Annotated in this window: 20 protein-coding genes; 18 read left to right on the top strand and 2 right to left on the bottom strand. The window is 68.5% G+C overall.

All coding sequences use genetic code 11. The features are described 5' to 3' along the window. The first annotated feature begins 83 nt into the window (after positions 1 to 83). The 3 genes from HMPREF2883_RS13045 to HMPREF2883_RS13035 all read left to right on the top strand — a co-directional run bounded on the left by HMPREF2883_RS13045 (position 84) and on the right by HMPREF2883_RS13035 (position 3,514). On the top strand, positions 84 to 776 hold the full coding sequence (locus tag HMPREF2883_RS13045; RefSeq protein ID WP_256277489.1) for a DNA-directed RNA polymerase II: 693 nt from the start codon (positions 84 to 86) through the stop codon (positions 774 to 776). A gap of 106 nt (positions 777 to 882) precedes the next feature. Further along, complete coding sequence (gene aspS / locus HMPREF2883_RS13040; protein WP_070663031.1) at positions 883 to 2,700, top strand: aspartate--tRNA ligase; 1,818 nt, start codon at positions 883 to 885, stop codon at positions 2,698 to 2,700. A gap of 46 nt (positions 2,701 to 2,746) precedes the next feature. After that, positions 2,747 to 3,514, top strand: coding sequence for an alpha/beta fold hydrolase (locus HMPREF2883_RS13035; protein ID WP_070663030.1), 768 nt, complete (start codon positions 2,747 to 2,749; stop codon positions 3,512 to 3,514). A 145-nt stretch (positions 3,515 to 3,659) separates the two neighbouring features. Here HMPREF2883_RS13035 and HMPREF2883_RS13030 read toward each other — a convergent pair whose 3' ends face one another. Both HMPREF2883_RS13030 and HMPREF2883_RS13025 read right to left on the bottom strand, forming a co-directional pair. Then, complete coding sequence (locus HMPREF2883_RS13030; RefSeq protein WP_070663029.1) at positions 3,660 to 3,983, bottom strand: hypothetical protein; 324 nt, start codon at positions 3,981 to 3,983, stop codon at positions 3,660 to 3,662. Continuing rightward, positions 3,967 to 4,296: an ArsR/SmtB family transcription factor gene (locus HMPREF2883_RS13025; protein WP_070663028.1), complete on the bottom strand. Its 330-nt coding sequence runs from the start codon at positions 4,294 to 4,296 to the stop codon at positions 3,967 to 3,969. Before HMPREF2883_RS13025 ends, HMPREF2883_RS13030 begins: the two co-directional genes overlap by 17 nt. 84 nt (positions 4,297 to 4,380) lie before the next feature. Here HMPREF2883_RS13025 and HMPREF2883_RS13020 point away from each other — a divergent pair, with 84 nt between their 5' ends. The 15 genes from HMPREF2883_RS13020 to HMPREF2883_RS12950 all read left to right on the top strand — a co-directional run bounded on the left by HMPREF2883_RS13020 (position 4,381) and on the right by HMPREF2883_RS12950 (position 20,758). Then, positions 4,381 to 5,154 (top strand): glycerophosphoryl diester phosphodiesterase, encoded by a 774-nt coding sequence (locus tag HMPREF2883_RS13020; protein WP_070663027.1) that lies wholly within the window; start codon positions 4,381 to 4,383, stop codon positions 5,152 to 5,154. A gap of 56 nt (positions 5,155 to 5,210) precedes the next feature. After that, positions 5,211 to 5,828, top strand: coding sequence for an L-threonylcarbamoyladenylate synthase (locus HMPREF2883_RS13015; RefSeq protein ID WP_070663026.1), 618 nt, complete (start codon positions 5,211 to 5,213; stop codon positions 5,826 to 5,828). A 117-nt stretch (positions 5,829 to 5,945) separates the two neighbouring features. Then, positions 5,946 to 7,349 (top strand): replication-associated recombination protein A, encoded by a 1,404-nt coding sequence (locus HMPREF2883_RS13010; protein WP_070663025.1) that lies wholly within the window; start codon positions 5,946 to 5,948, stop codon positions 7,347 to 7,349. Between the two features lie 258 nt (positions 7,350 to 7,607). Next, on the top strand, positions 7,608 to 8,231 hold the full coding sequence (gene rpsD, locus HMPREF2883_RS13005; RefSeq protein WP_009747225.1) for a 30S ribosomal protein S4: 624 nt from the start codon (positions 7,608 to 7,610) through the stop codon (positions 8,229 to 8,231). A gap of 238 nt (positions 8,232 to 8,469) precedes the next feature. Continuing rightward, positions 8,470 to 11,181 (top strand): alanine--tRNA ligase, encoded by a 2,712-nt coding sequence (gene alaS / locus HMPREF2883_RS13000; protein WP_070663024.1) that lies wholly within the window; start codon positions 8,470 to 8,472, stop codon positions 11,179 to 11,181. A gap of 40 nt (positions 11,182 to 11,221) precedes the next feature. Beyond that, on the top strand, positions 11,222 to 11,737 hold the full coding sequence (gene ruvX, locus HMPREF2883_RS12995) for a Holliday junction resolvase RuvX (RefSeq protein WP_070663106.1): 516 nt from the start codon (positions 11,222 to 11,224) through the stop codon (positions 11,735 to 11,737). After that, positions 11,734 to 12,951: an endolytic transglycosylase MltG gene (mltG, locus tag HMPREF2883_RS12990; RefSeq protein ID WP_070663023.1), complete on the top strand. Its 1,218-nt coding sequence runs from the start codon at positions 11,734 to 11,736 to the stop codon at positions 12,949 to 12,951. The genes ruvX and mltG overlap by 4 nt, the downstream gene beginning before the upstream one ends. A 12-nt stretch (positions 12,952 to 12,963) precedes the next feature. Continuing rightward, positions 12,964 to 13,935 (top strand): shikimate dehydrogenase, encoded by a 972-nt coding sequence (locus HMPREF2883_RS12985; RefSeq protein ID WP_070663022.1) that lies wholly within the window; start codon positions 12,964 to 12,966, stop codon positions 13,933 to 13,935. A 67-nt stretch (positions 13,936 to 14,002) separates the two neighbouring features. Next, positions 14,003 to 15,235: a chorismate synthase gene (gene aroC, locus HMPREF2883_RS12980; RefSeq protein WP_070663021.1), complete on the top strand. Its 1,233-nt coding sequence runs from the start codon at positions 14,003 to 14,005 to the stop codon at positions 15,233 to 15,235. A gap of 76 nt (positions 15,236 to 15,311) precedes the next feature. After that, complete coding sequence (aroB, locus tag HMPREF2883_RS12975) at positions 15,312 to 17,180, top strand: 3-dehydroquinate synthase (protein WP_070663020.1); 1,869 nt, start codon at positions 15,312 to 15,314, stop codon at positions 17,178 to 17,180. Further along, positions 17,177 to 17,743: a shikimate kinase gene (locus HMPREF2883_RS12970; RefSeq protein WP_070663019.1), complete on the top strand. Its 567-nt coding sequence runs from the start codon at positions 17,177 to 17,179 to the stop codon at positions 17,741 to 17,743. Before aroB ends, HMPREF2883_RS12970 begins: the two co-directional genes overlap by 4 nt. A gap of 90 nt (positions 17,744 to 17,833) precedes the next feature. After that, the gene (gene efp / locus HMPREF2883_RS12965) at positions 17,834 to 18,397 is read left to right on the top strand and encodes an elongation factor P (protein ID WP_070663018.1); all 564 of its coding nucleotides are present in this window, start codon (positions 17,834 to 17,836) and stop codon (positions 18,395 to 18,397) included. Further along, on the top strand, positions 18,397 to 18,888 hold the full coding sequence (nusB, locus tag HMPREF2883_RS12960; RefSeq protein WP_070663017.1) for a transcription antitermination factor NusB: 492 nt from the start codon (positions 18,397 to 18,399) through the stop codon (positions 18,886 to 18,888). Before efp ends, nusB begins: the two co-directional genes overlap by 1 nt. 100 nt (positions 18,889 to 18,988) lie before the next feature. Then, on the top strand, positions 18,989 to 19,858 hold the full coding sequence (locus HMPREF2883_RS12955) for a hypothetical protein (protein WP_070663016.1): 870 nt from the start codon (positions 18,989 to 18,991) through the stop codon (positions 19,856 to 19,858). A gap of 312 nt (positions 19,859 to 20,170) precedes the next feature. Next, a complete protein-coding gene (locus HMPREF2883_RS12950; protein ID WP_070663015.1) occupies positions 20,171 to 20,758 on the top strand; it encodes a hypothetical protein in 588 nt (195 codons plus the stop codon). Positions 20,759 to 20,846: the final 88 nt, after the last annotated feature.

The following is a 20,846-nucleotide window of genomic DNA, read 5'->3' as shown; positions in this document are numbered from 1 at the left end:
ATGCTGAGCGCATACGGCGTGAGCGGCATCCTGCGCCGGCTCGGTATCGGACCGGCTTCCAGCGCCTCCAGGGGTCACCGCGTGTGCTCGTCATCGTCTGCTCTGTCCTCCTGGCCTCCCTGGCGGCGCTGGTCTCCACGAGCCCCGCTGCCAGGGCGGACACCAAGACCGGTCCCTCCACCACAGGAACCGCCTCAACGGTCAGCCCTTCGACGGTCGCCGTCGGGGGAACGATCATGTACACGCTCTCAGGATTTCCCAGTGGTGTGACGGTCCAGGTCCTCATCGACGACGGCGTGCTGGTCGCCTCGCGCCCCTCGGAGTCCGAGGTGGTCGCCACGATCACCGTCAAGAAGGACGGCACTGCGGCAGGCTCCTTCGAGCTTCCCGAGTACGTCGAGCAGGGAAACCACTGGCTGCGATTCCGGGTCTTCGGGGCGCAGGGGGAGAGCGGCCAGGAGGGCAACGCGGCGGACTACACCAACAAGAGCCCCTACTTCACAGTATCGGGCGTCACGGTCATTGGCGGGTCCGCCCCTCCCACCGTTCCACCGGCTCCCACGCCGCCGCCCCGTCAGGTCGCGGCAATGGGGCAGTCCAACGCAGCCGCGGCCTCCGGCATCCAAGCCGCTGGGGCGGCTGGAGAGTCGACCGGGTTTCCGATCATCGGTGCCTCCGTCCTCGCGCTCAGCGTGATCCTGGTGGTGCTGTCGGTACTTGTAGCGATCAACCGTCGCAGGATGGCGGCCTATCAACGTCGTCGGGCCATGGCCTGAGGCCTGAGAGCCGAGGTCCTTGTAAACTGCCGCCGGCGCCCACCCGTCTCGTGGTGCGCCCCGACGGGCACCGGCTCAGTGCCCCACACGGAAGGAACCCAGCACCGTGCTGCGAACCCGTACCGCAGGCTCTCTGCGCACCTCAGACATCGGCCAGGTCGTGACCCTCACCGGATGGGTGGATCGACGTCGTGACCATGGAGGCGTGGCCTTCATCGACTTGCGGGACGCTTCGGGGATCGCCCAGGTCGTCATCCGCGAGGAGGTCGCCCACGACCTGCGCGCCGAGTATGTCCTGGCCGTCACCGGGGAGGTGAGCGCCAGGCCCGAGGGCAACGCCAACCCGAACCTGCCCACCGGCGAGATCGAGGTCGTCGTCTCCGACGTCGACATCCTCAACGCCTCCGCGCCGCTGCCCTTCCAGGTCTCCGACCACGCCGAGGACGCCGGGCAGGTCGGCGAGGAGGCGCGACTGCGCTACCGCTACCTCGACCTGCGGCGCAGCGCCATGCAGCACGCCATCCGCCTGCGCGCCAAGGTCAGCCAGGCCGCCCGCAGGGTCCTGGACTCCCACGACTTCGTGGAGATCGAGACCCCCACCCTGACCCGCTCCACCCCGGAGGGGGCCCGTGACTTCCTGGTCCCGGCTCGTCTGGCACCGGGCTGCTGGTACGCCCTGCCGCAGAGCCCGCAGCTGTTCAAGCAGCTCCTCATGGTCGCCGGCATGGAGCGCTACTACCAGATCGCCCGCTGCTACCGCGACGAGGACTTCCGTGCCGACCGCCAGCCCGAGTTCACCCAGCTCGACGTGGAGATGAGCTTCGTCGAGCAGGACGACGTCATCGCCGTCGCCGAGGACGTGCTGCGCGAGGTGTGGGCCCTCATCGACTACGAGCTGCCCACGCCCATCGCCCGCATGACCTACCGCGACGCCATGGAGAGGTACGGCTCGGACAAGCCCGACCTGCGCTTCGGCTGCGAGCTGGTGGACCTGACCGACTACTTCAAGGACACCACCTTCCGAGTCTTCCAGAACCCCTACGTGGGCGCCGTCGTCATGCCCGGCGGGGCCTCCCAGTCCCGACGCACCTTCGACGCCTGGCAGGAGTGGGCCAAGCAGCGCGGCGCCAAGGGCCTGGCCTATGTCACCGTCGCCGAGGACGGGACCCTCGGCGGGCCCGTCGCCAAGAACATCACCGATGCCGAGCGGGAGGGCCTGGCCCAGGCGGCCGGGGCCGAGCCCGGCGACTGCATCTTCTTCGCCGCGGGTCCCGTGGACTCCTCGCGCGCACTGCTGGGCGCCGCCCGCCTGGAGATCGGCAAGCGCTGCGGCCTCATTGACGACGACGAGTGGTCCTTCGTCTGGGTCGTGGACGCCCCCCTGTTCAAGCCCTCCGCCGAGGCCAAGGCCGACGGCGACGTGGCCCTGGGCAAGTCCGCCTGGACCGCGGTCCACCACGCCTTCACCTCGCCCAAGCCCGAGTGCCTGGAGACCTTTGACACCGACCCGGGAAGTGCCCTGGCCTACGCCTACGACATCGTGTGCAACGGCAACGAGATCGGTGGCGGCTCCATCCGTATCCACCGCCGCGATGTCCAGGAGCGTGTCTTCAACGTCATGGGGATCGGCGAGCAGGAGGCCCAGGAGAAGTTCGGCTTCCTGCTGGACGCCTTCAAGTTCGGTGCTCCGCCGCACGGCGGCATCGCCTTCGGCTGGGACCGCATCGTCTCCCTGCTGACCCGGGCCGACTCCATCCGCGACGTCATCGCCTTCCCCAAGTCCGGTGGCGGCTTCGACCCGCTGACCGAGGCGCCCGCCCCGATCACGCCCGAGCAGCGCAAGGAGGCCGGGGTCGACGCCGTCCCGGACAACGAGCCCGGCTCTGCGGCGCAGGGCAAAGAAGGCGGGATGAAGCAGAGCTGAGTTCGCCGGTCGCGTCCGCTCTTCGCCTACACTCGATGAGGTGACGATGCTTGCGCTGCACGAGTGGGGCGATCCGGCGGATCCGCCGCTGCTCTTAGTCCACGGCCTGACCGAATCGGCTACCGCCTGGCCCGACGCCGTAGCCCGCTGGTCCTCCCGGTATCACGTCCTGGCGATCGATCAGCGGGGGCACGGGGCTTCCCCGCGGTGGGACGACGAGACCCTGGCCCGGGCGCCGCAGACCATGCAAGAGGACCTTGAGAAGACACTGGTCCTGTTCTCGGAGCCGCCGGTCGTCGTGGCGCACAGTCTGGGAGGGCTCATGTCGCTGCGGGTGAGCGTCGCCCGGCCCGAGCTCGTTCGGGCACTGGTCCTGGAGGACGCCGCGCGTCCCACCGGGCACTGGGCCCCGGCCCCCTGGTTCGTGGAGCACCAGGAGCGCTTCCTGGACGCCTTCGCCGACGGCGGCGCTGCCGAGCGGGAACGCATGAGGCTCGAGACCTCATGGAGCGAATCCGAGATCGAGGGCTGGGCCGCGTGCAAGAGGCAGGTCGACCGCCGTTACATCCGCGAGGGTACCTATCTCGGCGAGGCCGACCTCATCAGCGCGGTCAACCGGCTGAGGATGCCGACGCTCTACCTGGCGCCCCGCCGCGGCAGCATGGCTCCTGACCCCTCTGAGGTGACCAATCCGCTTGTGCGCCTGGTGCTGCTCGACGGCGTCGGCCACTGCGTGCGGCGGGACGCCCCGGAGGCCTACCACGGGCTGGTTGATCCCTTCATCGAGGAAGTCTTCGCCGGTACCGGCCGGTGACCCGCCCCTGGGGCTTCCCTGTTGACGTCGGCGCCGGCCGACGCCTGCGGTATCGATCTGGTCATCAGTGTCTCCGACCCGAGTCAGAGTCTGGGCGAGCGCGTTGCCGTCGCGGTATCGCTGAGCGGGGGCCGGGTGCAGCGCGTCAGGCGGCGTGCGTGCAGGTCGGGCAGGAGCAGTCCTCGCAGGTGCACGAGGAACAGGAGTCCGAGCAGTGCTCGCACGAGCAGGTGTTGTGGTTGCAGGTCGGGCAGGAGCAGTCCTCACACTCGCACACGGCGCAGGAGTCCGAGCAGTGCTCGCACGAGCAGACGTCGCACTCGTCGTAGTGACCGTTGTCCTCGTGGTGGGCGTGACCGTTGTGAATGTAGTCCACGTGGTCGCCATGGATGACGGCGGGGGGCCCGCAGTCCGGGCCGTGGGTGTGCTGGTGGGCCTCAGCGGGGCGGTGCTCAATGGTGGCAGTCATGGTCGTACTCCTTCGTGTGCTCAAGGGTGTCGATGAAGATGGATGCGACATGGTCGTCAATGAGGGAGTAGCTCTGGCGCTTTCCCTCGCGAACCGACTCGACCAGGTGGGCGTTGCGCAGCACTCGCAGGTGGTGGGAGACCAGAGGCTGGGACACCCCGAGGAACGTCACCAGCTCGGTGACGTCAGCAGGTGAGCTGATGAGGCGGTGGACGATGCTCGCCCTCATGGGGTGAGCCAGCGCCTTGAACAGCTGCACCACGGCCGAGTCCTCTCCGAGAGGGGCCTCCGGGGGTGTGGCGACCTTTCGCATGCAAAAGATTTTATATCAATGTGTCTTGATGTCAAAGCGGCCTTCCGCGGAGCGTGCTCGTGCGGCCCGTGTAGCATTCCGTCCATGTCATCGGTGACCTCAAGCAGTGGTGGACGCACGTGTGGTGACGAGCGCATGATCTTCGGGCACCGAGGCCTGAGCTCGCTCGCCCCGGAGAACACCATGGCCGCCTTCCGCTGCGCGGTGGACCACCAGGTGGCGTGGGTGGAGGCCGACGTCGACGTCATCGGTGACGGAACGGTCATCATCTGCCACGACTCCACCCTGGACCGAACCACGAACCGTGCCGGTCGGTACGACGACCTGACGGTGGCCGACCTGGGCGGCATCGATGCCGGAGGCTGGTTCTCCCCTCGGTTCGAGGGCGAGCCGCTGCCCACCCTGAGGGATCTCATCGACCTCATGAACGACACCGGCCTCAACGCCAACATCGAGATCAAGCCCAACGAGACCGGCAAGGAGGCGAGCCTGCGTCTCGTCGACGGCGTCATCGCCCAGCTCGAGCGACTGCGTCCGGGCGTCGAGGTCATCGTCTCCTCCTTCAGCCACCTGCTGCTCCACCTGTTCAAGCAGCGCGCCCCGGAGGTTCCCGTGGGGTGTCTCTACGAGAGCCGGTCGCTGTCTGACGACTGGAGGAGCACCCTTGAGATCGTGGGCGCCGACTTCATCCATCCCGAGGACTCCGGCTTGACCCGGCAGCAGGTTCAGGCCTTTCGAACCGAGGGCTACGGCGTCAACGTCTGGACCGTCAACTCGCCGAGCCGGGCCAACGAGCTCTTCAACTGGGGGGTCACCGGCGTGTTCTCCGACGTCGCCCACCAGATCCCTCGCCGCTGACGCCCCCTCCCCTCGGAACGCTATGTGAGAACCGTCACCCAGGGTAAGGTTGGAGCATGGCACGTTACATCGAGCTCCACCCCGTCAACCCGCAGGCGCGTCTGGTTGAGAAGGTCGTCGACACGCTGCGCGACGGCGGCCTGGTCGCCTACCCGACCGACTCCGGATACGCCTTGGCCTGCGCACCGGGCAACAAGGAGGGGCTGGACCGGATCCGCACCATCCGCCAGCTCGACGGCAAGCACAACTTCACCTTCGTGTGCGCCGACTTCGCCCAGGTCGGGCCGCTGGCCATCGTGGGCAACAACGCCTTCCGGCTCATCAAGCGACTCACCCCGGGGCCGTGGACCTTCATCCTCAAGGGCACCAAGGACGTGCCCCGGATGACGCTCAACCCCAAGAAGCACACGCTGGGCGTACGCATTCCCGACCACGCCATCACCCAGTCCCTCGTCGCCGAGTTCGGCGCCCCCATCCTGTCCTCCACCTTCATCCGCCCCGGCCAGGAGGAGCCCGAGACCAACGGCTGGGAGATCCAGGAGTCCCTGGGGCACCTCATCGACGTCGTGATCGAGGGGCCGGTCGGGCAGGGCGAGCCCACCAGCGTCATCGACCTGACCGACGACGTCCCCGAGGTGCTGCGTGAGGGGGCCGGAGACATCAGCCTCCTGTGACCGACTCGGCCATCGCCGCGCTCGTGCTGCTCGCCGGGTCCGCATCGACGTGAGGTCTGGCAGGAACCCGCAAATCGTGCGCCCGCGGTGCTGGTGGCGGGGAGATAGGGTCGGCTCATGGACCTGTTCGAGTCGGCCGGCACGGATGACGCCGGGATTCCCGTGGACTCCCACGCACCGCTGGCAGTACGGATGCGTCCGCGCACACTTGACGAGCTTCAGGGGCAGACGCACCTGCTCACCCCCGGATCGCCTCTGCGCCGCCTCGTGGAGCCGGCCGAGGCGAACCGGGGCTTCCGTGCGGGCGAGCAGGGCGGCGCCGCACGGTCCTCCGGATCCTCCCTGTCCTCAGTCATCCTGTGGGGACCGCCCGGAACCGGCAAGACGACGCTGGCCTACCTGGTGGCACGGGGCAGCGGCCGCAGATTCGTGGAGCTGTCGGCGGTCACAGCCGGTGTCAAGGACGTGCGCGCCGTCGTGACCGATGCCAGGCGCCGTCTGGCAGCAGGGGAGGAGACGGTGCTGTTCATTGACGAGGTGCACCGCTTCTCCCGCTCGCAGCAGGACGCCCTGCTGCCCAGCGTGGAGAACCGGTGGGTGACACTCATCGCGGCCACCACGGAGAACCCGTCCTTCAGCATCGTCTCGCCGCTGCTGTCCCGCTCCCTGCTCCTGACGCTCCAGCCTCTGGGGGCCGATGACATCGGGCGCCTGGTTGATCGCGCCGTGAGCGACGAGCGGGGCCTGGCCGGCACAGTGGACATCAGCGAGGAGGCGCGCAGTCAGATCGTGCGCATGGCCGGTTCCGACGCCCGCAAGGCGCTCACGGTGCTGGAGGCCGCCGCCGGCACGGTCCTGGCGCAGACACCGGCTTCCGGCACGTCGCCCCTCATCGAGGTCGCCGACGTCGAGCGGGCAGCCGATGTGGCCGCGGTGCGTTACGACCGCGCCGGAGACCAGCACTACGACGTCATCAGCGCCTTCATCAAGTCGATGCGCGGCTCGGACCCCGACGCCACGATGCACTACCTGGCGCGCATGATTGCCGCCGGGGAGGACCCCCGTTACATCGCCCGGCGCATCGTCATCCACGCAGCCGAGGACGTCGGGCTCGCCGACCCCACGGTGCTGTCCACCGCCGTGGCCGCCCAGCAGGCGGTCGCCATGATCGGGATGCCGGAGTCCGGCCTCATCCTGGCCGAGGCCGCGCTCGCCGTGGCCACCGCCCCCAAGTCCAATGCGGTCACCATGGCGCTCAACGAGTCACTGGCCGATGTGAGAGCCGGCAAGGCTGCGGCCGTGCCCGCTCACCTGCGCGACGCGCACTACGCCGGGGCCGAGGGGCTCGGGCACGGCAAGGACTACCGCTACCCCCATGACTTCCCCCACGCCGTCGTCGGCCAGCAGTACCTGCCCGACGGGCTCGAGGGCACTCGGTACTACCGGCCCACCGGCAACGGCTTCGAGAAGCAGCTGGCCTCCCGCCTCGACGCGGTGCGGCGCATCCTCGATGAGCGATAGCGCGTGCCCATCGCGGGGTCCTGACTCGAGCGGAGGTTGAGGACCGTCTCACACCGGGCGGTTCCGACATAGGTATTCGACGGTGAGCACGCTAAAGTTCTCGAGTTGTCCACATCGGGGACGACTGGCGGCTCCTGCAGGTGCCACCGGCCGACGACGATGCGGACCTCCTGGGGTCCCGGCCCGAACCGAGGCTTGACCCCGCGCCGTCGGCACCAGCCACGGCGTGCGACCACCGATCCGACAGGAATGACACACATGAGCTCTTCACGCTCCCGCCGTCAGGTGCGCCTCTCCCGCGCCCTGGGCATCCCGCTGACCCCCAAGGCCGTGCGCTACTTCGAGCGCCGCCCCTACGGCCCCGGTGAGCACGGCCGCGCCCGGCGCCGCACCGAGTCCGACTACGCCGTCCGCCTCAAGGAGAAGCAGCGCCTGCGCGCCCAGTACGGCATCCGCGAGGCCCAGCTCCAGCGCGTCTTCGAGGAGGCCCGTCGCGGTCAGGGCCTGACCGGTGAGTCCCTCGTCGAGCTGCTCGAGATGCGTCTGGACGCTCTCGTTCTGCGCTCCGGGATCGCCCGCACCATCGCCCAGGCCCGCCAGGACGTGGTCCACCGCCACATCCTCGTCGACGGCAAGGTCGTGGACCGCCCCTCCTACCGCGTCAAGCCCGGCCAGACCATCCAGGTCCGTCCCCGCTCCCAGGTGATGGTGCCTTTCCAGGTCGCCGCCGCCGGCGCGCACCGCGACGTGCTGCCCCCCGTTCCGGAGTACCTCAACGTGGACCTCGAGAAGCTCTCGGCAACGCTGGTGCGTCGCCCCAAGCGCGATGAGGTCCCCGTGACCTGTGACGTCCAGATGGTCGTCGAGTACTACTCGCGCTGACCCTCACGCTCACCTGACGCCGGGGCGCCCCGGACCCATGAGAGGTTCGGGGCGCCCCGGCGTGGGAGTACGCTCACCATGGAGCAACCCGACCGGATCCGCGCCCACAGGCGACTGGTTTCACCGTCTCCGCCGTCCACTGGGCCGGCCGGTCGGCCACACCACACCGCCCACACGCCCCGGCACCAGGCCCAAGAGCCGCAGTGCCCGGGCACACCTCGAACAGGATGAGGACCCCATGCGCACATCCGAGATCCGCAGCCGCTGGCTGGACTACTTCGCCGCGAACGACCACGAGATCCGGCCCTCGGTCTCCCTGGTGTCGCCCGAGCCCTCCATCCTGTTCACCGTGGCCGGCATGGTTCCCTTCATCCCCTACATCCTGGGGACCGAGGAGGCCCCCTGGCCCCGGGCCGCCTCGGTGCAGAAGTGCATCCGCACCAATGACATCGACAACGTCGGTATCACGACGCGCCACGGCACCTTCTTCCAGATGAACGGCAACTTCTCCTTCGGCGACTACTTCAAGGAGGGAGCCATCTCCTACGCCTGGGGCCTGCTGACAGGCAGCCGTGAGGAGGGCGGCTACGGTCTGGACGGGGACCGGCTGTGGATGACGATCTGGGAGAAGGACCAGGTCTCCCTCGACTACTGGACCCGCGAGATCGGGGTCCCCTCCGAGCGAATCCAGCTCCTTCCCTTCAAGGACATCTCCTGGTCGACGGGCCAGCCCGGCCCGGCCGGCTCGTGCTGCGAGATCCACTACGACCGCGGACCCGCCTACGGGCCCGACGGCGGTCCCGCCGTTGACACCCAGGGCGACCGCTTCCTGGAGATCTGGAACCTCGTCTTCGACGAGTTCCTGCGTGGGGAGGGCAAGGGGCACGACTTCGAGCTCCTGGGCAAGCTCGACCAGACGGCCATCGATACCGGTGCCGGTCTGGAGCGCCTGGCCTTCATCATGCAGGACAAGCCCAACATGTATGAGATCGACGAGGTCTTCCCTGTCATCAAGGCCGCCGAGGAGCTGTCCGGAAAGGTCTACGGCCGCGGCTCGGCCGGCCCCGAGGCGGGCGAGGCCTACCACGACGACGTGCGCATGCGGGTCGTCGCCGATCACGTGCGCTCCGCCCTCATGCTCATCTGCGACGGCGTGCGTCCCGGCAACGACGGCCGCGGCTACGTCCTGCGCCGACTCATCCGCAGGGCCGTGCGCTCCATGCGTTTGCTCGGCTTCGACGAGGCCGCCATGCCCACTCTGCTGACTGTCTCGAAGGACGCCATGAAGGCCTCCTACCCCGAGCTGGAGGCCGGCTGGAGCACCATCTCCGAGGTGGCCTACGGCGAGGAGGACGCCTTCCGTCGAACCCTGGCAGCCGGCACCACGATCCTGGACACCGCGGTGGCCTCGGCCAAGAAGGAGGCGGGACGCTCCGGGCGCCCGCTGGTGTCGGGCAAGAGCGCCTTCGAGCTGCACGACACCTACGGCTTCCCCATCGACCTCACCCTGGAGATGGCGGCCGAGCAAGGGGTCGACGTCGATGAGAGCGCCTTCCGCAGCCTCATGAACGAGCAGAAGGAGCGCGCTCGGGCCGACGCGCGCGCCAAGAAGACCGGGCACGCCGACATCCGCGTCTTCCGCGAGCTGGAGAAGGAGATGGGCGGCGGCTCGACCTTCCTGGGCTACACCGAGTCCTCCGCCGATGCCACCGTCGCCGGGATCCTCGTCGACGGCGTCCCGCAGAGCGTCGTCACCGCCCCGGCCGAGGTCGAGGTCGTCCTGGACCGCACCCCCTTCTATGCCGAGATGGGCGGTCAGCTCGCCGACCAGGGTACGATCCGACTGGCCGACGGCGGCACCGTCGAGGTCAACGACGTCCAGGCCCCCGTCAAGGGGCTGCACGTCCACCGCGGCACCCTGACCGAGGGCACGATCGCGGTGGGGGAGAAGGCCTTCGCCCAGATCGACTCGGCGCGCCGCCTGGCGATCGCACGTGCCCACACCTCCACCCACATGGTGCACAAGGCGCTCCACGAGATCGTCTCCGACAACGCCACCCAGGCAGGCAGCGAGAACTCCCCCTCCCGCATGCGTTTCGACTTCCGCCATGGCTCCGCCCTGGCCTCGGACCAGATCTCCGGCATTGAGGAACGGGTCAACGCCAGGCTGTCGGAGGACCTGGCCGTCACCGACGAGGTCATGGACATTGACGCCGCCCGCGCCGCAGGCGCCATGGCCCTGTTCGGGGAGAAGTACGGCAAGAAGGTGCGCGTCGTCTCCATCGGAGGCGACTGGTCCAAGGAGCTGTGCGCCGGCACCCACGTCCCCAGCACCGGCCACATCGGCCGCATCGCGGTACTGGGCGAGTCCTCGATCGGTTCGGGGGTGCGCCGCATTGACGCCCTCGTCGGCGAGGGCGCCTACGGCTACCAGGCCAAGGAGCACGCCCTGGTCTCCCAGCTGTCCACCATGGTCGGGGGCCGTCCCGACGACCTGCCCGAGCGCGTCGAGAGCCTCATGACGCGCCTGAAGAACGCCGAGAAGCGCCTGGCCACCGCTGAACAGGCAGCGCTGTCCGCGCGCACCGCCGGAATCGTCTCAGAAGCCGTCCGGCTGGGTGACGTCCGTCTTGCCTCGGCCGACCTCGGGACCGTCGGCTCGGCCGACGCCGTACGCTCGCTGGTCCTCGATGCCCGCAGCCGGCTCGGTGACGCGGAGCCGGCCGTTGTCGCCGCCGGCGCGGTCGTGGGCTCGCGTCCGGTCGTGGTGGTGGCCACCAATGCCGGTGCCCGCGACCAGGGCATACGCGCCGGTGCCCTCGTGCGCACCGCCGCTCAGGTGCTGGGCGGCGGTGGCGGCGGCAAGGACGACCTGGCCCAGGGGGGCGGTCAGAACCCAGATGCTCTGGACGAGGCGCTGCGCGCCGTCGCCCAGCAGATCCAGGCCTGATCCGGTAAGCCGGCTCGCCCCGTACCGCCTGGCAGATCCCGTGACAGACTCATCGGCTCAACCGGCCTCGACGGACTTCCGTCCCGGTGTGCGCATCGCCTTCGACGTTGGTAAGGCACGTATTGGTGTCGCTCGTTGCGATCAGGACGCGATCCTGTCGTTTCCTGCGGTAACTCTCAGGCGGGACCGCTATGGTGCAGACCTCGACGAGGCCGTTGACCTCGTCGAGGAGTACGGTGCCTTCGAGGTAATCGTCGGTCTGCCCAAGCACATGGGCGGCGGCAGCTCGAGCTCGACCAGGGACGCCCGAGCGTGGGCGCGAGATCTGGCGAGCCGCCTGCCGCGGCGGGTGTGCGTCCGGCTGGTCGACGAGCGGCTCACCACCGTCTCTGCTCACCGGGATCTGCACGCGGCCGGACTGAAGGAGAGGAGCTTCCGCGGTATCGTCGACCAAGCGGCGGCGGTCGTCATCCTCGAACAGGCCATCACAACTGAGCGGATGTCCGGGGTTCCGGCCGGTGAGCGAGTCCACCCGATCAAGAGAGGCAGAGCGTGAGCCACGACGATTTCTTCGCCGAGCTCGGCATCCAGCGCGATGAGGACGCTGGTGACGCCAAGGACAAGCCCAAGAGCCGCAGGCAGCGGCGTATGGAGAAGGTCGAGCGTCGTCAGCGCAAGCGGCGCCGGCACTGGCTGACGAGCCTTGTCATCATCATCACCCTCATGGCTGTCGGCGTCCTGGGCTACAAGGCCATCGGGATCATGCGCGACGCCTCTGCCCAGGCGACCCACGCTGAGGACTACAAGGGCGAGGGCGAGGGCGAGGTCACCGTGACGATCCCGGAGGGGGCCTCCGGGGCGGACATCGGCGACATCCTCCAGAGCAAAGGCGTCGTCGCCTCCGGCAAGGCCTTCACCAATGCGGCGAAGAACAACCCGAAGGGAACGACGATCCAGCCGGGCACCTACAAGCTCAAGAAGAAGATGTCCGCCAGCTCCGCGCTCCAGGCACTGCTCGATCCTGAGAGCAAGGGCGATCACACGCTGACCGTCATCGCCGGCTCCACCAAGCAAAGCGTCAAGGAACGCCTCAAGAAGGTCGGCAACTTCACCGATGAGCAGATCGAGGCGGCCTACGCCGACTCTGCGGCTATCGGTCTGCCCGCCGAAGCCGGCGGCAACGTCGAGGGCTGGCTCGCTCCGGGCACCTACGACATCACCGAGAACGCCACACCGAAGGATCTGATCAAGAAGATGGTCTCTCAGACCGTCACCCGCCTCAAAGAGCTCAAGGTGCCCAAGGAGGACTACCAGAAGGTCCTGACCAAGGCCTCCATCGTCGAGCGGGAGGTCAACAAGGAGCAGTACTACGGGCAGGTGGCACGGGTCATCGAGAACCGTCTGGCGCAGACAGACGGGGAGACCCACGGCCTGCTCCAGATGGACTCGACAGTGCAGTACGGCCTGGGCCATGACGGCGGCATCCCCTCCGAGGCGGAGACTCAGGACGCCAACAACCCCTACAACACCTACGTTCACCAGGGTCTCCCGCCAGGGCCGATCGGCAATCCCAATGAGGCCGCCATCAAGGCGGTACTCAACCCGCCGGCCGGGAGCTGGCTCTACTTCGTCACGGTCGACCTCAAGACCGGCGAGACCCTGTTCGCCTCCACCAATGAGGAGCAGAAGACCAACACCAAGAAGCTCTCCGACTACTGCAACAAGAACAAGGATGTCTGCGAGGGCAACGAGAGCAAGAAGAATGGCTGAGGAGGTCGGCCTGTGATACGCCACCGCGCCGCCGTCATCGGTCGGCCGGTGAGCCACTCGCTGTCACCCGTGCTGCACTTGGCCGCCTATGCCGGGCTGGGGCTGGAGGACTGGTCCTACGAGCGGCTCGAGACTGCACCTCCGCAACTGCCCGGGCTGCTCGCCGAACTGGCCGCTCCGGTTCAGGCTGGGCCCGCCTGGGCGGGCCTGAGCGTCACCATGCCCCACAAGCAGACGCTCCTGGCGCACCTGGACATCATCGACCCCCTCGCCGAGGCCGTCGGTGCCGTCAACACCGTGGTGGCGCAGCGCAGTGGGGCAGGAGGCGCGCTCCTGACCGGCTTCAACACCGACGTCGCAGGCATCGTCGGCGCACTGCGGGAGACCGCCCGTACACAGACACCAGGTTCCCCGGATGGCCACCTCCGGGTCGAGCAGGCCGTGGTGCTCGGCTCGGGCGCCACCGCCTGCTCCGCCCTCGCGGCACTCGGAGAACTCCGGGCCGGCCGGATCACCGTCGTGGCTCGACGGCACGCCGGCCCCGGACGCGCACTCAGCGCCGCCCACCGCATGGGGCTGGATATCGAGCCCCTCACCTGGAAACCGACCGACGCCGCCTCCAACACCGAGGCGGCCCGACGCCTGGCCGCAGCCGACGTCATCATCTCAACCCTGCCCGCACATGCGGCCGACCCGCTGGCGGGCCCGCTGAGCAAGGCCCTGGAGCAGGCCGACGGCACCCGGGCAGGAGCCGTCATGCTCGACGTCGTCTACGCCCCCTGGCCCACCGCCGTCGCCGGTGCTTGGGTGCACGCCGGGGGAGCCCTTGCCCCGGGCTGGCTTATGCTCCTGCACCAGGCCGTGCCCCAGGTGCAGCTCATGACCGAGCAGCAGCCCGATATCGAACTCATGCGCACCGGGCTCCTGGCGGCCCTGGCCCCGCCGTGCGCCCCTACCGCAGTTTCCTCGGAGACCTCAAGCTGATCCTCGCTACAGCGACGATTCAGGACGGGTGACGCCGGCGGCATCGACGTGTGAGAGTATCTACCCCATGCTTCGATGGATGACGGCCGGGGAGTCCCACGGCGAGGCTCTGACCGCGGTGCTGGAAGGCGTACCCGCGGGAGTTCGGATCACCAGTGAGGACATCCGGGCGGCACTGGCCCGGCGTCGCCTGGGGTACGGGCGCGGCGCTCGCCAGGCCTTCGAGCGCGACGAGCTGCGGGTTCTGGGCGGCATCCGCCACGGGAGCACCATCGGCAGCCCCGTAGCCCTGCAGATCGGCAACTCCGAGTGGCCCAAGTGGTCCACGGTCATGAGCGCCGACCCCGTGGACCCCCATGAGCTGCTCATCGACGCCGGGACCGGTGACGAGCGCGAGATCGCCCGTAACCGCCCGCTGACCCGCCCCAGGCCCGGGCACGCGGACCTGCCGGGGATGCTCAAGTACGACCTGCCAGAGGCCCGCCCGGTCCTGGAACGGGCCTCAGCCCGCGAGACCGCCGCCCGCGTGGCGCTGGGGGCCGTGGCCGAGGCCCTTCTGGGGCAGATCGCCGGTATCAGGCTGGTCAGCCACGTCGTGCGGATCGGATCAGTCGCCCTGCCCGACGACGTACCCCCGCCGGGTGCTGAGGACACCGTGCGCCTGGACGCCGACCCCGTGCGCTGCACGGATCCCGCCACCAGTGCCGCCATGGTCGCCGAGATCGACGCCACCAGGAAGGACGGTGACACGCTCGGGGGCGTCGTCGAGGTTATCGCCACCGGTGTCCCGGTGGGACTGGGTACTCACGTCAGCGCTGACCGCCGCCTGGACGCGCGCCTGGCGGCCGCGCTCATGGGGATCCAGGCCGTCAAGGGCGTGGAGATCGGCGACGGCTTCGCCGAGGCGGCTCGGCGGGGCTCGGTGGCCCACGACGAGATCGTCTCAGTGGATTGCGGAACGCTCACCCGGTCCACCAACCGCGCCGGCGGTATCGAGGGCGGCACCTCCAACGGCTCCGATGTGCGGGTACGGGCCGCCTTCAAGCCGATCTCCACGGTGCCCAGGGCCCTACGCACCGTCGACCTGGCCACGGGCGAGGCCGCCACCGGGCTCCACCAGCGCTCCGACGTGTGCGCCGTCGTCCCCGGAGCGGTCATCGCTCAGGCCATGACCGCTCTGGTCCTGGCCGACCTTTTACTGGACAAGACCGGAGGCGACTCGGCCGATGAGGCTCGACGCAACCTGCGTTCCTACCTGAGCCGCATCGCTGAACGGACGCAGTGGCGAACCGAGCGGTGAATCTCGTGGCAAGTCGCTACGCCCGGGCGATACTGGTACCACCCACAGCGATCTCAACGGAGAGGGAGTCACGATCATGACCTGGAAGCGTGTTCCGACCATCGCTCTGCGCGACGACCAGCTGCCCCTGGTTCTGGTGGGGCTGCCCGGTGCGGGCAAGACCACTCAGGCCAGGCTCCTGGCTCAGGCCCTGGGCGTCCAGGTCACCGATACTGACGCCGAGATCCGCAGGCGCGCCCGCATGACGATTCCCGAGATATTCGCCTCCGAGGGGGAGGAGTGCTTCCGCGACCGCGAGCACCGGGCCATGCGGGCAGTCCTGGACTCCCCGGCGGCAGCCCAAGGCGTGATCGCCCTGGGTGGGGGAGCGGTTCTGCGTCCCGAGAATCGAGACCTGCTGCGCGGTCACACCGTCATCTACCTGTCCACCTCCCCGAGCACCGCCGCTAAGCACGTGGGTGACGGGACCGGGCGCCCTGTGATGGCCCCGGACGCGGACTCCGACCAGGCCCGTGCCGCCCAGGAGCGCTGCGAGGAGCACGGTGAGCACGCGGGCGTCCTGGCGCGCATGGAGGCCCTCCATGCTCAGCGCTCACCGCTGTACTCCGAGGTCGCCACGCTCACTGTGCCCACCGACGGGCTCAGCCCCCAGCAGGTCGCCGCTCTCATCCTGGTGGCCCTGGGGGTCCAGACCGCACAGGCGGTCAGTGTCCTGGCACCCATGGCCGAGGGACAGGCGGACTGCGCCACCGCCCCGGACGGGGCCAGCGGCTCACGCCGGCGCGCCCGTGTCCGGCCCGCGGCAACCACGGAGGTGAGCAGCGGCACGCGGAGGGTCAGTGTCGCCGGTGAGAGCCCCTACGACGTGCTCATCGGCCACGGGCTCCTGGCCGAGCTGCCCCGCATCATCCAGGACACCCCCGGAGCGGGCGCGGGAGGCGTCGCCATCATCCACGCCAAGGCGCTGGCCGACCGCGCCGCCGCGGCCGAGGCGGCACTGACCGCTGAGGGCCTGCGCGTCCTGCGCCTGGAGGTTCCCGACGGCGAGGCGGCCAAGAAGGCGCGCGTCCTGGAGTACCTGTGGGAGCGGCTCGGCTCCTTCCGCCTGGGCCGTGACGGGCTCGTCGTCGGTCTCGGTGGCGGGGCGACAACGGACCTGGCCGGTTTCGCAGCCGCGACCTGGCTGCGAGGTGTTCCCGTGGTGCAGGTGCCCACCACGCTGCTGGCCATGGTGGACGCCGCCGTCGGCGGCAAGACGGGTATCGACACGCCCGCAGGCAAGAACCTGGTGGGTGCCTTCCACCCGCCGGCCGCGGTCATCGCCGACCTCGAGACGCTCTCCACGCTTCCCGCCGCCGAGCTGCGGGCCGGACTCGGCGAGGTCATCAAGTGCGGCCTGATCGCCGACTCCGTCATCCTCGACCGGGTGCTGGCCGATCCCGCCGACTGCCTGACCTGGGACTCGCCAGTGCTGGCCGACATGGTCGCCCGATCCGTCGCGGTCAAGGCCACCGTCGTGGGGGAGGATCTCACCGAGGCCGGCCTGCGGGAGGTCCTCAACTACGGGCACACCTACGCCCACGCGATCGAGAAGGTCACCGGGTACTCCTGGCGTCACGGAGACGCGGTGGCCGTCGGCTGCGTCTTCGCCGCCGAGATCGCCCACCGCAACGGCACTCTGAGCAGTGACGCACTCGCCCTGCACCGACAGAGCCTCGAGGCGGTCGGCCTGCCGACCCGCTTCCCCGAGGGGAAGGGGCGCTGGGAGGAGCTCAAGGAGGCCATGATGAGCGACAAGAAGGTGCGCGGCGGCCGACTGCGACTCGTCCTGCTCGACGACATCGCCAGGCCCGTGCGGGTACAGGCGCCCGCGGAGAGCGTTCTCCTGTCGGCTCACGAGGCCGTCACAGGTGGGCCCCGCCAGGCAGAAGGACACCGCGGTTGAGCGCCACGGCACCGGGTGCCTTCATCCTCATCGGCCCTGCGGGGGCCGGCTGCTCCAGCGTGGCTCGTGCCATCGGGAGTGCCCGGGGCCTGCCCGTGCTCGATCTGGGCCGGCTCGTTGCTGACGAGCTGGGCACCCGCCCCGACCTGGCGCTCGTCGCGGTGCCGGAGACCGAGTACCGTCGCGTCGAGGCTGACACCGCTGCCAGGCTCCTAGAGCGCGCCGTGAGTGAGAGCGTCGTCGTCGCCCTGGGGTCGGGCTGCCTGGAGGCCAGGGGAGTGCGTCAGGGCCTTGAGCGTGTCAGGCTCGTCAACCGCGGTACTCACCGTGTCGTGGCCCTGACCTGCGCCACCCGAGCCCTGGCCACCCGTAACGGTCTTGACGCGCCGCGGTCAGTGGCCCTGGGGACCATCCACCACCAGTTCGTCCAGATGCTTCACGCGCGTCAGGCCCAGTGCCGGGACCTGGCCGACATCATCATCGACACCACCGCAACGACCCCCGACGAGGCCGGTCAGAAGGTGATGAACGCCGTCGCCGCCGAATTGTCCCACCACTCGTGATCGGTGCGACACGCCCGTCACGAGGTGATCGCGGCACCTCGCGGTAGGATCAGCGCGTCCCAGATGCAACGCAACAGTGAGGAAACCCTCGTGGCCACGACGAACGACCTGAAGAACGGCATGGTGCTCAACCTCGAGGGCCAGTTGTGGCAGGTAGTGGAGTTCCAGCACGTCAAGCCCGGCAAGGGCCCCGCCTTCGTGCGCACCAAGATCAAGAACGTCCTGTCCGGCAAGACCGTTGACAAGACCTTCAACGCCGGCCTCAAGGTCGAGACCGCCACCGTCGACCGGCGCGACATGCAGTACCTCTACAAGGACGGCGACGACTACGTCTTCATGGACGTCAAGTCCTACGAGCAGACCTCCGTCCCCTCGGCCACCGTCGGCGACGCCGCCACCTTCATGCTGGAGAACCAGGAGGTCATCGTGGCCTTCCACGAGGACTCGGTCCTGTTCGTCGAGCTGCCGGCCTCCGTGGTCCTGACGATCTCCCACACCGAGCCGGGTCTCCAGGGCGACCGCTCCAGCGCCGGCACCAAGCCCGCCACGGTCGAGACCGGTGCTGAGATCCAGGTCCCCCTGTTCCTCAACATCGGTGACAAGGTCAAGGTGGACACTCGCTCCGGCTCCTACATCTCCCGCGTCAACGACTGATGACCGAGCATCCCGAGGAGGGCTCGACCCACTCGAGCCCCGCGTCGCGCCACCCGGTCACCGCCCGCACCAAGGCGCGCCGGCGTGCCATCGAGATCCTCTTCGAGGCCGATCAGCGCGGGATGCTGAGCTCCGAGGACACTGAGGAGCTGCGCTCCTTCGCGCAGTTGCGCGCCGTCAGCTCGGCCAACCACACCGAGGCCCCTGCCTACACCCGGGAGATCCTCAACGGCGTGTGCGACCACCTGGGCGACGTCGATGAGACGATCCAGACCTACGCCCAGGGATGGACCCTGGGGCGCATGCCGGCCGTCGACCGTGCCATTGCGCGAGTCGCCACCTGGGAGATCGTCTACAACGACGAGGTGGATGCGCCAGTCGCCGTGGATGAGGCCATGACGCTGAGCCGGATGCTGTCCACCGACGAGTCCCCCAGGTACCTCGGAGGACTTCTGGGGCGTATCGGGGACCTCGCGGACACCTTGTGCTGAGGCATGGGGCGAGGGGCTCACGGCATGGGGAGGATTCCCTATGTCGTGAGCTGCGCCCGTCCGGCACCGGTGGCCTAGGCTGAGGCCGCCCCCTCTGCCGATGTTGGAGTACCCCGTGAGTCAGTTACCTCCCCAGGATCCCAACGACTACCCCTACATCAAGGGCACCGGCGCACCGCTGGACGGGGCAAGCGGCGTCGACAACCCTGTAGCCGTACTGGCCGGCCCCCACGGGGCCGTCTACCCCTGGGCGGGATCGGGAATGGCCTACCCCACCGGGCCCTATCCTCTCGGAGGCCTCCCGCCGTCCTCAGCAGCGCCCGGAGGTTATCCGTGGAACGGACCCATGCCTGTTTCTTACGGCCCCTACCCCCCGATGGGACTGACCCCGGTTCTCGGGTTCGCCTGGAACGACCCGGTCCTCACATGCGAGCGCAAGCGCTCCGCGACTCGCACGGTCTCGCTCTCAAGCAGCATCATCGGGGTCATTACCATGATGATTCAGATGATCATCATCGTCACCATATTCCTCGCCATCGGGTACGTGGGACAGCAGAGCGAGTTCTTGCTGTTCGTGTCCTTGCTCATCGTGGTGCTCGCCCCGATAGCCGTCGGCCTTGGATGGGTCATCACCTTCATCCTGGCTCTCGTCGCCTGTGTTCAGGCCCGTTCCCGCATGCCTCTGGTTCAGCCTGATGGATGGGCCCAGGCCAAGACGCCAACGCTGGCTCTGCTGGTCACGAGCATCGTGGCAGGACTACCCACCCTCATCATGTACGTGATATTCAACGAGGGACTCTCACGTGGCAGCACTGCTGAGTTCATTGATAGCTTCCTGGAGCCACTGCTCATGTTCTTCGGCCTGACTCAGCTCCTGATTGCGGTGGGGTTCGTCTTTCTGCTCCGCATGAGTAAGGCGCTGGACCCGGCGGTCAGAGCGTCTCAGGCCCCGGGAACGCAGCCCGCATGATCTGTTCTGGCGCCGATGAGAACTCGGGTGCTGACGTGCTGTCGAGTTGCTTTTCGACGCCGATCAACGCGGGATGCTGGGCGCTGGGTCAGGGAGCAAGCGGGCGCGCGGCATGGGGCGGGCTCCCTATGCCGTGAGCTGCGCCCATCCGACTCCGGTCGCCTAGGCTGAGGCCATCACCTTTGTCGATGCTGGAGTACCCCCGTGAGTCACCTACCTCCCCAGAATCCCAACAACGACCCCCATATCCAGGGCGCCGGCCACCCACGGAACACCCCTACGCCTGTTCCTTACGGCCGATACAACCCCACGGTGGGGCCGGCTCCTGCTCCTGGCTTCGGCCGGAATGACCCGGTCCTGACGACGGTTCAGCGCAAGCGCTCCGCGACCCGCAAAGTCTCGGTCGCCGGCGGCATCATCGGGCTCCTCACCATGATCATCCAGATGATCTTTACCACCACCTTTCTCGCCTTGCTCATCGCGCACGGGGAGTACGACCTGCCGTTCGGATTCTTTGCCCTTTTCGTTGTGCTCGTCACCCCGTATATCGTTGGTATTGCTTGGGTTGCTACATTCATCCTTGCTCTTATCGCTTGTATTCGGGCACATTCCCGGACGCCTCAGGTTCAGCCTGATGGATGGGTCGAGGCCAAGATGCCAACGTCGGCTCTGCTGGCCGCGAGTGTCGTGGCGGGACTTCCCATCTTCATCATTTGTGTCGTTTGGCCTTTGACGGCCTTGTCCGGCTCCACTCTTGAACCACTGCTTGAACCACTGCTTGTCGTCTGCGACCTGGTGGAGGTTCTGATCGCAGTGGGGCTCGTGTTTCTTCTCCGTATGAGCAAGGCGCTGGACCCGGCGGTCAAAGCGTCTCAGACCCCGGGAACGCAGCCCGCATGAGCTGTTCCTGGCGTCGATGAGAACTCGGGCGCCGGCGCAATCCCTTCAGCCCGCGCCAACGCGTCCTGGCGAAGAGGCCGGAGCGCAG

The sequence above is a fragment of the Actinomyces sp. HMSC075C01 genome (assembly GCF_001812965.1).
Taxonomy (GTDB): Bacteria; Actinomycetota; Actinomycetes; order Actinomycetales; family Actinomycetaceae; genus Actinomyces; species Actinomyces acetigenes.
The sequence above is the reverse complement of the archived record's forward strand: the minus strand, read 5'-3'. Positions and strand labels throughout refer to the sequence as shown.